Here is a 12371-nt window from a genome sequence, read left to right on the forward strand (position 1 = left end):
GTTACATTGAAGATATATATATTACAAGGCTTTCCTTAAAATTTCAACTCATTTTTTATGAAGAAATACTATGAGCCATATTAAAGAGTTCAAAATACTGATGCTACTTTTTAGCTTAAACACGTTATTTTTTCACAGCTTTAATAGAAGTTATGAGTACCAATCATAATAATGAGTATATCGAATGGGTTGATCAGTTTCATAGTAGATTAGAGCAGCTTGCTTTAGAAAAAGAACTAATATTCAGCCGCATTTTATCAACACAGTTACATTTAACAGAAATAAGAAATGTACTACAAAAAGAAAATCAAAACTCCTTAGAAAGATTATCTAGATCTCACAAAGCATTACAAAATCATACAATTATAGAAATCGAGCCGAAATTTTAATTCGGCTCTTTTTAACGATTTTCTTCTGAGATTAAAATGGTAGTTTTCCTAAATCTACATTACCTCCAGAAAGAATAATCCCAACCTTTTTATTGTCGAAATCTGCTTTATTTTTAATTAAAGCAGCTAATGGTACTGCACTTGATGGTTCGATTACAATTTTCATTCGTTCCCATATTAGTTGCATAGCATTAATTATTTCTTGGTCATCTACACAAATAATTGAATCTACATATTCTTTTATTATACTGTAATTACGTTGACCTAGCGAAGTTAAAAGGCCATCTGCAATTGTTTTAGGGTTTATGCTAGGGAAAATTTGATCTGAATAAAAAGACCTGTACGCATCATCTGCCCCGGCAGGTTCTCCAGCTATTACTTTTGTACCTTTTGACAAATAATTTACTGTAAGCGAAGTACCTGATAATAAACCTCCACCACCTACTGGTGTCATCACAATGTCCAAACGCGGAGCATCTTCTAGCAATTCTTTTGATGCAGTAGCCTGCCCACAAATCACCTTTTCATTATCATAAGGGTGAATAAATGCGGCGCCTGTATTCTCTACAACTTTATTGAGTGCAGCTTCCCTTGCTTTTTGATTAGGCTCACAAAAAATCACTTCGGCTCCATATCCTTTTACAGCCTTTACCTTTACTTTTGGAGCATTTTCAGGCATGACAATATATGCTTTTAGCCCCCGAAGTTTTCCGGCATAAGCCACTGCTTGGGCATGATTTCCTGAAGAGTGGGTAGCTACAGCCTTGATATTGTCTTTCAACTGAAATACAGCATTAGTAGCTCCTCGAATCTTAAATGCTCCTATCTTTTGTAGATTTTCGCATTTAAAATAAATATCTGCACCAGTAATTTCATTAATACTTTTTGAGGTAAGTATTGGTGTTCTATGTATGTAATTTTGAATTCTGGAATGGGCTTCAGTAATTTCTGCTAAAGAGGGATGTATAAAATCCATATTTAATTAAATAAAGTTCGATCAAGCTTTAAATATGGGAAATATACTTAAGAAAAAAAGGAATTTATTATTAGAAGAACTTCAAGTACATAGAATTATGGAGGGAGGTATGTTACTTGAATAGTATTTCGAGAGGAATAATATAATGGGTGAGTTAAAAAAATTTAAAGCCCTAAAAAATACTCACCAAATAGGAATCTTTATTTTATAAATCTTAATTATTAAAGGGCTTTAGTACTTGCAAGAACTTGTTCTGGTTTTTTCTCAGAAATTCTGTAAGCTTTCCATTCCCAAGTAAAGCTTCTATTATGAGCTTTTCCTACTATAAGGTCTTCACTTATCATTTCTCCTTCATACACTGAAAATGCATCATTATAACTGAATGAAATTTTTTGGTTTTCTTGGTTCCAAGTATCATTTCCAGGAGTAATGTCGTGTGGGTGAGAAGTAATTAGTACACCACCTTCTGTAAATCGGATCTCATACATTAAATCTTCATCTTCGTATTGCCAAACACTACCTTCTAAAGACTCAGCATTAAATTTTGTAGTTTTAATTGTCTCTGCTTGTTGATAATCATTAGTTACAAAAGAAAATAATGAAACAAGGATTGATAGCGAGATGAATTTAATATTTAATAAGCTCATAATAATCAGTAATTTATCTTTTCTTAATAGTATGTTAGTTGATGTCTTTTATTAAAAGTATATGTTAAAAATATGCGGTTTTTTAAAAGAAATCAATAGAGAAAATGTTTTTCAATCAAAATATTACATATATTAACTAAGCAACAAACTAATAAGAAAAGTATTTTTTGGGTTTACAATAGCCTCAGAGGCATATTTTATATTATTTGATTATTAATAAACGCAACAACTCCTAAGTAAACCACACATGTAAGTTTTGTCTATTTTTTCAACATTTTTATTGGTTTTTTAGAACTAAAGCTTAGTATAGTTAAATAAAAAAACCTGACTGCAGTAGCAATCAGGTTTAGAATCTATTTAAAGTAAGTATTATTCTTATTCAAAGAACTCACGAACTCTGTCAAAGAATCCAGATTTTTCCTTTTTAGTAGGTTTTGGATCAAAATTCGGTGAATTTCTCAATTCTTCAAGTGTATTACGCTCTTCAGTAGAAAGTGTAGTAGGTGTCCAAACATTTACATGTATCAATTGATCTCCTACACCATAACCATTGAGTTCTTTTACTCCTTTACCTCTCAAACGAAGTACCTTGCCACTTTGAGTACCTGCGTTAATAGGAATTTTTACTTTTCCATTTATTGTAGGTACTTCTACTGTAGTTCCGAGCACTGCATCTATAAAGCTTATATATAATGCATAATGTACATTTGAGCCATCTCTCTTAAGATTTTCATCTTCTTTCTCTTCGATAAGAATAATTAAATCTCCAGCAACGCCTCCTCTTCTTGGTACATTACCTTTACCAGACATAGAAAGTTGTACACCTTCAGAAACACCAGCAGGTACTTTTACATTAATTACATCTTCTTGCTGTACTCTACCCTCACCATGACATTTTGTACATTTAGAATCAACAATCTGACCTTCTCCCTCACAAGTAGGACATGTACTGGTAGAAACCATTTGCCCTAACATGGTATTTACAACTTTTCTTATTTGGCCTGTACCATTACAAGTACCACAAGTTTTTAGTGCTGTTCCATCTTTTGCACCATTGCCACCACACAAATCACAAGATTGATATCTTGGTACCTTAATAGTTTTTTCAACACCATTAGCAACTTCTTGAAGCGTTAAAGACAACCTTACACGTAAATCTTTACCTCTTTTAACACCTCTACCTCTACCGCCACCACCTCTGGTGCCACCAAAGAAATCACTGAAAATATCGCCAAAGCTGGAGAATATGTCATCCATATCCATATTTCCACCACCGCCAAAGCCTCCACCATCTACTCCGGCATGACCAAATTGATCATATCTTTGTTTTTTCTGAGGGTTACTTAATACCTCATAAGCTTCGGCAGCCTCCTTAAACTTATCCTCAGCTTCTTTGTCGCCTTGGTTTTTATCCGGATGGTATTTAATGGCTATCTTACGATAAGCTTTTTTAATCTCTTCGGGTGCAGCAGATTTGCTTACACCAAGAATTTCGTAATAATCTCTTTTGGTGCCCATTATAATTATTTTTCAATTTTTTGAGTGGTGAAGGTTTTATATCCCCACTACTACTTTAGCAAAACGTACCACCTTTTCTCCCAACATATATCCTTTCTCTACCTGATCAACTATTTTTCCTTTTAAGTCTTCACTAGGTGCAGGGAACTGTGTAATCGCTTCGTGTAAGTTGGTGTCTAGTTCTTTGCCTTTTGGATTTTCTATTTCTGTTACTCCTTGTTTTTCAAGAGTATTTTTAAATTTTTTGTATATAAGATCAAATCCTTCTCTCACTGGATCCTTCTCATCATCTTTAGCTTCTGGAAATGAACTTTGAGCTCTTTCAAAATCGTCTAGAATCGGCAATAAATCTTTTATAAGATCTTCTGTAGCCGTCTTCATAAAGTCGATTTTCTCCTTTGAAGTTCTTCTTCTGTAGTTTTCAAACTCTGAGTATAACCTCAGGTATTTATCTTTGCTCTCAGTGAGTTCGCCTTGTAGTTTTTCTAGAGGACCGTCTTCTTTTTTAGATTCTTTCTTCCCTTTTGCCTCTTCTGCTGCACTTTGTTCTTCTTGTTCTTCAGCAGTATTTTCTACTTTTTGTTCTTCTTGATTTTCTGTAGTTTGATCCTTGCCCATATTTTTAATTTGGTTTTTTCATCCCGCAAATATGCACCAATTATATTGCCTATTCAAAGATTTATGACAAAATGACGCAAAGCCAATTTATTAAATAGAAATATCGGCACATATACTAAAAAAAGACATACATATAGTCTAGCTTTAAAGTTCAAAATGACATTTTTTAATTTATGCATTTAGAATGGTACCATTATCTGTTAATGTTTTTGGCCGGTATTCTTGCGGGGGCAGTCAATACGATGGCAGGAAGTGGATCGGTATTTACGCTTTCTGTATTAATATTTGGTGGTTTGCCAGTAAATATTGCTAATGGTACAAATCGTATCGGAACACTAGCTCAATGCATTATAGCAATCCGTACATTTCAGAAAAATAGCCTTTTACCTTTTAAGCAAAGTTTAAAATTTACAATTCCGGCGCTATTTGGTGCATTATCTGGTGCCATAGTCGCTACTGAAACAAGTAAAGATTTACTTGAAATTATTGTCGGTATTATAATGACAATACTTCTGCTTATTACCATTTTTGAACCTCTTCAATATGTAAAAGCAAACCTCAAGAGTGATAAATATCTTTGGTTACAATACATTTCCTTTTTTGCAATTGGCTTTTATGGTGGGTTTATTCAGGTTGGCACAGGCTTATTTATTCTAGTAGCTTTAGGTGTTTTGAGTTCTTATAACCTGATAAGTGCAAATGCTGTTAAAATTCTAATTTTCACACTTTTTTCTCTTCCTGTACTTCTCATATTTATATATACAGATCAGGTTAACTGGCCAATGGGAATCTGGGTTGCTTCAGGACAAGCTCTTGGTACTTTTATCGCTGCCAGATTTGCAGTGAGATCACCTAATGCCGGAGCGTGGATGAAAAAAATACTTATTCTGATGATGATAGTAACCATTCTAAAAGTATTTGGTGTATTTGAGCTGATACATTTTTAACTATAAAACAAAAGCACTTAAATAGTTATTAAAAATTTTGTATCTCATATATACAAAAAACAAAAATTAATTATCTTGCTTTTTCAATAATACAATTTTTTTATTTAGCATGAAACGTAGGGATTTTATCAAACTTTCTTCTTTATCACTCCTTCCAATTTTATCCTGCAAACAAGAATATGGCAGTTGGGAAGAAAGTAATTTTGATATTAACATCCACTCTGATATGTCTAGTGGGCACCTAATCATGCAAAGTGAGAACTTTGAGGTATCGGAGCAACTAGAAACAGAACTGCTAGTAGTAGGTGCTGGCATTGCTGGACTCACAGCAGCTGCAAATGCTCCAGGGAAAGATTGTATAGTTTGTGAGTTATCAGACAGAATAGGTGGCTCTTCGGGAAGTGAGACATATAAAGGTGCGCATTTCTGCCAAGGAGCTCATTACGATTTGGTTTACCCTAATTACTTTGGCGAAGAAAGCCTCGGCTTCTTTGAGAATTTGAGCATATTAAATTATAATAAACAAGCTGCTCTTTGGGAATATACAGAGAAGCAATACCTCATAAAAACTTTCTACGAATCACAGTGTTTTTCTGGTGGTAAATTTCGAGACGATGTTTTGCCAGAAGGTGAAGTTGTACTAAAATTTCTGGATTTTATGGATGCACAGCTTGGAAACTACATGCTTCCAACTCGATCTATTCCAGAAAAGGTAAGACACCTTAATAATGATACATTTCTCAATTATCTAAAAGAAAATATAGAAATCACTCCTGAGCTAACTCGGGCAATTGATTACCAAATGCTCGACGATTTTAGTGGAGAAACACACGAAGTTTCTGCCCTAGCCGGAATGTATTATTATGCAAACCGACCATATAGAACTTCAGAAATAGAAATATTTTCTCCACCAGAGGGCAATTTCTATTTTGCTAATAAGATTGCATCAACACTTTCAGACGATCAGATTTTAATAAGCCATCTAGTAAAAAGTATCAACAAAACTAATAGCGGTTTTGAAGTAGATGTAGTTGACATCAATAATAAAAAGATAAAAAAGATTAAAGCTGCCAACATTATATATGCAGGACAAAAGCATGCTTTAAAATACATTCTTCCAGATCAATACCCATTGTTTGAGTCTAACCAGTATGCTCCTTGGATGGTAGTAAATTTTGTATTAAAAGAAAATGAACTGAATAAAGGCTACTGGCAAAACGAAGTGCTACTGCAAGACAAATCATTCCTTGGTTTTGTAGATTCTAATGCGCAATACAGTACTGGCAAGCCTAGAGTGCTATCGGCTTATTATTGTTTTCCTTCGTGGCAGAGAAAAAACTTGGCAAACATTGAGAAAACAGCCCAACAGCTAGTTTCACAAACTGCAGAAAACGTTGGTTGGTATTTTGGTTTAAGGCCAGAACAGTTTTCACCAATTGTAGAAAAAGTATTTATTAAAGTAATGGGGCATGCTATGCCAATTCCTGTTCCGGGTTATCTTTTTAATGACAAAAACCAAAATAGAAAATATAAAAATCTGGCATTTGCCGGGGTAGATAACAGCCGATTACCTTTATTACTCGAAGCAGTAGATTCAGGAATTTGTGCTGTAAATGAAATTTTCCCAAATAAAGCTTAAAACACGAATGGAAATATTTGATACTACAGAACAAGCCATCAGTTCAGTTTTAATAATTATTCTTTATGCAATAGTATTTCTATTTGCGAAATGGATTAATGACTTACTTACACCATATAGTGTTAACCGAGAACTTACACAAACCGATAACCACGCATTGGCAATAAGTCTTACTGGATATTTAGCTGGTATTACCATTATTTTTTTAAGTGTTATTAATGGTCCACATGTTGGCTTGTGGGAAGATTTAATTGCTGTTGGTGGCTATTCTATTGGAGGAGTATTCTGTCTTAACCTCGCCAGAATAATTAATGATAAATTGATTTTAAGAAAGTTTTCTAACATAGAGCAAATTATTAAGTTTAGAAACAGCAGTGCAGGTTTAATACAAGGAGCCTCTTATATAGCTTCTGGACTTGTAATTGGTGGAGCTGTAAGTGGCGAAGGTGGAGGCCCTGCATTAGCCTTAATATTTTTTGCTATAGGGCAGGTTATTCTGATTGTGTTTGCACTTTTATATGAAAAATTCATTTCGTATTCTGTTCACGATGAAGTAGAGAAAGGAAATCTAGCCGCTGGTTTCGGCTTTGCAGGTGGGTTAATTGCGATAGGAATTATAGCTATGAAAGCAGTTTCAGGTGATTTTATAGGCTGGTCAGGTAGTTTATTACTACTGGCTTTTGATGTATCATTAGTAATAGTTTACCTTGTGGTTGTTCGTTTTTTCTTCGACAAACTAATAATACCTCACTCAGACCTAAACCATGAAATTGCCAACGACAAAAACATAGGAGCAGGCTTGCTAGAAATGTTTGTATCAATCGGATTTTCATTAGTCTTATTCTTTACTCTTTAAAAAGAATGATATAATTTAAACAAAATACTTAAACCAGCTAATTACTAATCGAATGAATAATAAAGAAACATACAAAGTATTGGGGGTTATGTCGGGCACATCTCTAGATGGTTTAGATTTAGCATTCTGCACATTTGAAAAAGAAGGTGACGACAATTGGCAATACGAAATTTCAGAAGCGATAACCCTTCCCTACTCCGACGACTGGAAAGAAAAATTAGTGTCTGTAGAAACTGCCAGTGCATTAGATTTTGTAAAAGCAGACTGGCAATTAGGTAATTATATTGGCGATAGAATAAGAGAGTTTTTAATAGAACACAAAATAACTCCAGATTTTATTGCTTCGCATGGGCACACCATATTCCATCAACCAGATAAATACCAAATCGAAAACAGTTTTACTGCACAAATAGGTAATGGTGCTTGTATTGCAACCAGAACCAGTTGTACAACTATAAACGATTTTAGAATTACCGATGTAGCTCTAGGAGGAGAAGGAGCACCATTAGTACCAATTGGTGACGATTTACTTTTTAGTGAGTTTGATTATTGCCTTAACCTTGGTGGCATTGCCAATATTTCTGCAAACAAAGATTTTAAACGACTTGCTTTTGATGTATGCGCTTGTAACATGGCATTAAATTACCTCGCCAGAGAAAAAGGGATGGAGTTTGATTATAATGGAGAAATGGCAGCTGAAGGTAATTTCAAAAAAGATTTATTTGAAGCGATAAACCAATTAGATTTTTTTAAAACGCAAGGGCCTAAATCTTTAGGTAAAGAATGGTATTTAGCAGAAGTACTTCCTTTATTAAAGCGCTTTCCTTATGATGTTCAAGATATTGCTCATACTTTTGTACATCATATAGCTTATCAACTAAAACAAACTTGTGATTACCTGGCTAATGAAAAGCAAGAAAAACAAAAAATGTTGATAACTGGAGGAGGAGCGCATCATCAATTCCTTATCCAAACACTTAAGCAATACATACCTAATGTCGAATTACATATACCTGATAAAACACTCATCGAATTTAAAGAAGCATTAATTTTTGCTTTTTTGGGAGTTTTAAGATGGAAAGGAGAAGTGAATACACTTGCAAGTGTAACAGGTGCAAAGAAAGATTCTATTGGTGGAGCAATTCACCTTAGTTAAATAGGATATAATATCATCGAAAGTAAATTTCTCTCAATTCGACTAAAATGACTTTAATTTTTTTAGCGTATTTATTTTTTTTACAACAAATACAATCATCTCTATTTAAACTTTTAATTGAAACTAAAAATGGATAATGTTCAAGTTTATACTGAAGAAGCCATAAAGCTGGCTATGATCTATGTTCCCAAGGTAGTTCTTGCAATTGTTACTCTGCTTATTGGTTTTGCAGTAATCAAATCAATTGTAAACGCTGTAAGTAAAGGGCTTTCTAGAAAAGAGGTTGATCCAAGTTTACAACCATTTCTTAAAAGCTTAATATCAGCACTACTTAAAATAGCTTTAATTATTACAGTTGCTTCTATGGTGGGTATTCAAACTACTTCTTTTGTAGCTGTACTAGGTGCTGCAGGTTTAGCTGTTGGTTTAGCATTACAAGGTAGTTTATCAAACTTTGCAGGTGGTGTTTTAATATTAATTCTTAAACCATTTAAAGTCGGTGATGTAATTACTGCACAAGGATTTACTGCTAAAGTTCACGAAATTCAGATTTTTAACACCATCTTAAAAACTGGTGACAATCAAACAATCATTCTTCCGAATGGCCCACTTGCTAATAGCCCAATTACAAATATTACAGCAGAGCCAACCAGACGTGTTGACTTTGTATTTGGTATCGGATATGGAGATGATATTCAAAAAGCAAAAGCTACTTTAAGCCAGCTTATTGCTGCTGACGAGAGAATCTTTAAAGATCCTGCACCGTTTATTGTTGTTTCTGAATTAGCAGATAGCTCTGTAAACCTAATTGTAAGAGTTTGGTGTAATGCAGGAGACTACTGGCCGATTAAATTCGATATGACAGAAAATGTAAAGCTAACATTCGACAAAGAAGGAATCAGTATTCCCTTTCCTCAGGTTGATGCACACATTATAAATGAAAATTAATTTTATCATATATAAGAGACTGATATATAATGTCAGTCTCTTATTCTTTTATCTTATTTCCTATCTCTTGAAGCAGATCACCCAAAAGCTGTCTATCTAGTTTTTGCTGTTTAAGCTGAGCAACTTCTGCATCCATATCACTTCTAAGCTTATCTAATTTACTGTTTTGTTCAGCATTTACAGTATCAATCAGTCTTCTTAATTCACTGGCAGTATTTTCCAGCTTCTCATTCATCTCCTGCTTAACATGATTAATAGTTTCTCTAATCTTTTTAAATTCACCATCGTATTCTTTGATGTTTTCACCAAAAATTAACTGCTTAATCGCATCAATTTTTGCATCATTTGCTGAAGTAGCCGTTTCGTTTTTTTCAGTTGCCATAATTTTTTTAGTTAATAATCAGAAATGGAAGAACACTTTCCTCAACAATTCCCGAAGGGTACAAATCATTTTTAGATTGAAGGTCTTTTAAAGCATTTTCTGTTTCAATATCAAATATACCATCTTTGGGTATGTCGTATCCTTTCTTCAATAAATGTTTTTGTAATTCCCAAACCGCACTGTTTTTCTCCCCTTTTTTACTACCAATCATATATGTAGCACTTTGCATTTTATAAGTTTGAGGAGAAATTCCTTTTAATTCCATTTCGTTTATAGCAGCATTATCAAAACCTTGCTGTTTAAGTAGGTAAGCACTTTTCAGTTTACTTTCTAAGAGTTTAAGAGATGTCAACATATTATCATAATATGTTGCAGCTTCTATGCTATCTTCATCACCTTCATCCGGAAATCTTACGTCTATACCCTCATTAGCCCATTTGCTTCTTGCAAATGCAGGTATTTGATACAGTAAATTATGATACTCCTCTACCACCAAAGGATTATGGTAAGCCATATCCAAACTATCAGTAGGAGAAAAACTCAGATTAAATGGAGGGTTAAACCTAGTATAAGACTGATACTGAAAAAAAACCAAAATTGGTAAAGCCAGAATAATAATTAGGTAAGCCAGCTTTTTCATGCTTGCGTTGTTTCAGATAATTTATGTTCACAATTAACTGGCAATTTTGAAAACTGGGCGTCCAACTGTCTCAACTCAACGAGTATTACTAACACTCCTATGCTGAAACAGTAACTTTGTACTGTTTCCTTATGGGAACACAGAGATTTAATTTAAAAACAGCCGATCGAAAAGCCGGATTTTCTAAATCCGGCTTTTTTATTTTCAAACACTTGCCTTTCTTTCTTGTAAATTCATTTTACAAGGGTAATTTAGTAAATCACTATTACAAGAATAAGCTTTATTGGGGATAATTTTATGGAAAATAACAGTATCATCACTACTTCCATATTTGGAGACGGTTATAACATATTAATTTTACTATTGGCGGTTGTTAATACATTTTTTCTTTACAAGGCCTATCAACATATTCAGCTACTAAAAAAAGAATTATACACCGGAGAATCTGTATTAGAAAAACTCATCAGTAAAAGGTTGGGCAAACCAGATGCTGCTGAGCGACTCGGCAAAGATGATTTTCATCGCTGGGAAGAAATGTACAGAGAAGCCACACGCTGGTACCATTTGTTCACAGGAATGATTTCGGTGTTTCCTTTACTTGGTGTGGGCGGTACTGTTTTGGGTATTATCCCCGCAGTGGTAGATTTTTCAAGTGTGCAATCTTCTTTTGCCCTAGCATTGGTTTCTACACTACTAGGAGTACTCTTCGCTATATTTTTTAAATTTTTTGAAAGCTTTTTATCAGGTAGTTATACACTCGTTTCTGAGAGAATTAATACACTTACTGTAGATGTAGCTCGCTTCCTGTTTGAAAAAGAATAATTATGAAAATCAGAAGTATTACAGACCTTACTCCTCTTATAGATGTTTTTCTGATACTGGTTTTTGTATTGCTTATTGGTGCGCAAGAAGGGAAAAAAATTACCGAAGCACAAATTAGCGACCTGCAACAAAAGATTGACAGCCTACAACAAATCAGCGATTTACAACTAGAATTAAACCAAGCTTTTAAAGATGATTTGAGTGCGTCAGAAGATTCTATCTTGAAATACAGACAAGAATTAAAAATTCAGCAAAATACTTTGCAGAGCACCATTGTTTCTATCTCAGAGAAACTGAGCCAATTATTTAATGAAACTGACTTAACCCTCCAACAAAAGGTTTTTGATAATGAACTCTCAGCAGAAGATTACAAAACCTTTACCGAAAAACTAGAAAATCTTCAGCTAACACAGCAAGAAGGTTTAATAGAAAAAATTTATGTTTTAAGTGAGCTAGAATCTATTGCTTCTGTAATTAGTGTGTATCTTGATTCTGGAAATGTAATTAGAATCGATGGTATTACTCGCCCAATTCAGCTCAATGAGTTTGACAGTGAAACTGGAGATTTTTCAGATGTAGCTAGAAATGATTTTTCAGAAAACCTGCAAACTACTTTACTAGATCACTACGAAAATTTAAGGCGTAGTAATCAAAAACCCGGAGAAATAGTTCTTATTACATTTGGGTATTCTGAACAGGCAATGCGCGGAGCTATTAGAATTACCGAAAAAGTTTCAAGAAATTTTTATAATGAATTAATTGTGCGAGAAGCAGGTGGTAAAAAAGTTTTCTTTGCACCTTTGGGCTTTTATCCACTATCAAATGAGTAAACC

General features: G+C 33.9%; 14 protein-coding genes. 8 read left to right on the forward strand and 6 right to left on the reverse strand.

The window, feature by feature from the left end; genetic code table 11:
- Nucleotides 1-152: 152 nt before the first annotated feature.
- Nucleotides 153-389, forward strand: coding sequence for a hypothetical protein (locus OQ292_RS06355; protein ID WP_284685214.1), 237 nt, complete (start codon nucleotides 153-155; stop codon nucleotides 387-389).
- A 31-nt stretch (nucleotides 390-420) separates the two neighbouring features.
- On the opposite strand, the gene OQ292_RS06360 is transcribed toward OQ292_RS06355, so the two are convergent.
- The 4 genes from OQ292_RS06360 to OQ292_RS06375 form a co-directional block, all read right to left on the reverse strand.
- Nucleotides 421-1365, reverse strand: coding sequence for a pyridoxal-phosphate dependent enzyme (locus OQ292_RS06360; protein ID WP_284685215.1), 945 nt, complete (start codon nucleotides 1363-1365; stop codon nucleotides 421-423).
- A gap of 221 nt (nucleotides 1366-1586) precedes the next feature.
- On the reverse strand, nucleotides 1587-2012 hold the full coding sequence (locus OQ292_RS06365; protein WP_284685216.1) for a hypothetical protein: 426 nt from the start codon (nucleotides 2010-2012) through the stop codon (nucleotides 1587-1589).
- Between the two features lie 375 nt (nucleotides 2013-2387).
- Nucleotides 2388-3530, reverse strand: coding sequence for a molecular chaperone DnaJ (gene dnaJ / locus OQ292_RS06370; protein WP_284685217.1), 1143 nt, complete (start codon nucleotides 3528-3530; stop codon nucleotides 2388-2390).
- Nucleotides 3531-3566: 36 nt separating this feature from the next.
- A complete protein-coding gene (locus OQ292_RS06375; RefSeq protein WP_284685218.1) occupies nucleotides 3567-4148 on the reverse strand; it encodes a nucleotide exchange factor GrpE in 582 nt (193 codons plus the stop codon).
- 173 nt (nucleotides 4149-4321) lie between these two features.
- Here OQ292_RS06375 and OQ292_RS06380 point away from each other — a divergent pair, with 173 nt between their 5' ends.
- The 5 genes from OQ292_RS06380 (at nucleotide 4322) to OQ292_RS06400 (ending at nucleotide 9694) form a co-directional block, all read left to right on the forward strand.
- A complete protein-coding gene (locus tag OQ292_RS06380) occupies nucleotides 4322-5095 on the forward strand; it encodes a sulfite exporter TauE/SafE family protein (RefSeq protein ID WP_284685219.1) in 774 nt (257 codons plus the stop codon).
- A gap of 109 nt (nucleotides 5096-5204) precedes the next feature.
- Nucleotides 5205-6734 (forward strand): FAD-dependent oxidoreductase, encoded by a 1530-nt coding sequence (locus tag OQ292_RS06385; RefSeq protein WP_284685220.1) that lies wholly within the window; start codon nucleotides 5205-5207, stop codon nucleotides 6732-6734.
- A gap of 7 nt (nucleotides 6735-6741) precedes the next feature.
- Nucleotides 6742-7590: a DUF350 domain-containing protein gene (locus OQ292_RS06390; protein WP_284685221.1), complete on the forward strand. Its 849-nt coding sequence runs from the start codon at nucleotides 6742-6744 to the stop codon at nucleotides 7588-7590.
- Between the two features lie 52 nt (nucleotides 7591-7642).
- Nucleotides 7643-8746: an anhydro-N-acetylmuramic acid kinase gene (locus OQ292_RS06395; protein WP_284685222.1), complete on the forward strand. Its 1104-nt coding sequence runs from the start codon at nucleotides 7643-7645 to the stop codon at nucleotides 8744-8746.
- A 129-nt stretch (nucleotides 8747-8875) separates the two neighbouring features.
- The gene (locus tag OQ292_RS06400; RefSeq protein WP_284685223.1) at nucleotides 8876-9694 is read left to right on the forward strand and encodes a mechanosensitive ion channel family protein; all 819 of its coding nucleotides are present in this window, start codon (nucleotides 8876-8878) and stop codon (nucleotides 9692-9694) included.
- 40 nt (nucleotides 9695-9734) lie between these two features.
- Here OQ292_RS06400 and OQ292_RS06405 read toward each other — a convergent pair whose 3' ends face one another.
- Nucleotides 9735-10076 carry a hypothetical protein gene (locus OQ292_RS06405; RefSeq protein WP_284685224.1) on the reverse strand — a complete coding sequence of 114 codons (342 nt, stop codon included), beginning with the start codon at nucleotides 10074-10076 and terminating at the stop codon, nucleotides 9735-9737.
- A gap of 7 nt (nucleotides 10077-10083) precedes the next feature.
- Nucleotides 10084-10716: a peptidoglycan-binding domain-containing protein gene (locus tag OQ292_RS06410; protein WP_284685225.1), complete on the reverse strand. Its 633-nt coding sequence runs from the start codon at nucleotides 10714-10716 to the stop codon at nucleotides 10084-10086.
- A gap of 297 nt (nucleotides 10717-11013) precedes the next feature.
- Here OQ292_RS06410 and OQ292_RS06415 point away from each other — a divergent pair, with 297 nt between their 5' ends.
- Together OQ292_RS06415 and OQ292_RS06420 are read left to right on the forward strand one after the other, a co-directional pair.
- Nucleotides 11014-11538 carry a MotA/TolQ/ExbB proton channel family protein gene (locus OQ292_RS06415; RefSeq protein WP_284685226.1) on the forward strand — a complete coding sequence of 175 codons (525 nt, stop codon included), beginning with the start codon at nucleotides 11014-11016 and terminating at the stop codon, nucleotides 11536-11538.
- Between the two features lie 2 nt (nucleotides 11539-11540).
- Nucleotides 11541-12368: a hypothetical protein gene (locus OQ292_RS06420; RefSeq protein WP_284685227.1), complete on the forward strand. Its 828-nt coding sequence runs from the start codon at nucleotides 11541-11543 to the stop codon at nucleotides 12366-12368.
- Nucleotides 12369-12371: the final 3 nt, after the last annotated feature.

This window comes from Chondrinema litorale, assembly GCF_026250525.1.
In the GTDB taxonomy this organism is placed as follows: Bacteria; Bacteroidota; Bacteroidia; order Cytophagales; family Flammeovirgaceae; genus Chondrinema; species Chondrinema litorale.

What these genes read in the sequence shown, in the direction of transcription:
- OQ292_RS06355 (WP_284685214.1), top strand. Translation starts at nt 153, where the DNA reads ATGAGTACCAATCATAATAATGAGTATATCGAATGGGTTGATCAGTTT.
- OQ292_RS06385 (WP_284685220.1), top strand. Translation starts at nt 5,205, where the DNA reads ATGAAACGTAGGGATTTTATCAAACTTTCTTCTTTATCACTCCTTCCA.
- dnaJ (WP_284685217.1), bottom strand. Translation starts at nt 3,530, where the DNA reads ATGGGCACCAAAAGAGATTATTACGAAATTCTTGGTGTAAGCAAATCT.
- OQ292_RS06365 (WP_284685216.1), bottom strand. Translation starts at nt 2,012, where the DNA reads ATGAGCTTATTAAATATTAAATTCATCTCGCTATCAATCCTTGTTTCA.
- OQ292_RS06415 (WP_284685226.1), top strand. Translation starts at nt 11,014, where the DNA reads ATGGAAAATAACAGTATCATCACTACTTCCATATTTGGAGACGGTTAT.
- OQ292_RS06405 (WP_284685224.1), bottom strand. Translation starts at nt 10,076, where the DNA reads ATGGCAACTGAAAAAAACGAAACGGCTACTTCAGCAAATGATGCAAAA.
- OQ292_RS06390 (WP_284685221.1), top strand. Translation starts at nt 6,742, where the DNA reads ATGGAAATATTTGATACTACAGAACAAGCCATCAGTTCAGTTTTAATA.
- OQ292_RS06400 (WP_284685223.1), top strand. Translation starts at nt 8,876, where the DNA reads ATGGATAATGTTCAAGTTTATACTGAAGAAGCCATAAAGCTGGCTATG.
- OQ292_RS06395 (WP_284685222.1), top strand. Translation starts at nt 7,643, where the DNA reads ATGAATAATAAAGAAACATACAAAGTATTGGGGGTTATGTCGGGCACA.
- OQ292_RS06410 (WP_284685225.1), bottom strand. Translation starts at nt 10,716, where the DNA reads ATGAAAAAGCTGGCTTACCTAATTATTATTCTGGCTTTACCAATTTTG.
- OQ292_RS06380 (WP_284685219.1), top strand. Translation starts at nt 4,322, where the DNA reads ATGCATTTAGAATGGTACCATTATCTGTTAATGTTTTTGGCCGGTATT.
- OQ292_RS06375 (WP_284685218.1), bottom strand. Translation starts at nt 4,148, where the DNA reads ATGGGCAAGGATCAAACTACAGAAAATCAAGAAGAACAAAAAGTAGAA.
- OQ292_RS06420 (WP_284685227.1), top strand. Translation starts at nt 11,541, where the DNA reads ATGAAAATCAGAAGTATTACAGACCTTACTCCTCTTATAGATGTTTTT.
- OQ292_RS06360 (WP_284685215.1), bottom strand. Translation starts at nt 1,365, where the DNA reads ATGGATTTTATACATCCCTCTTTAGCAGAAATTACTGAAGCCCATTCC.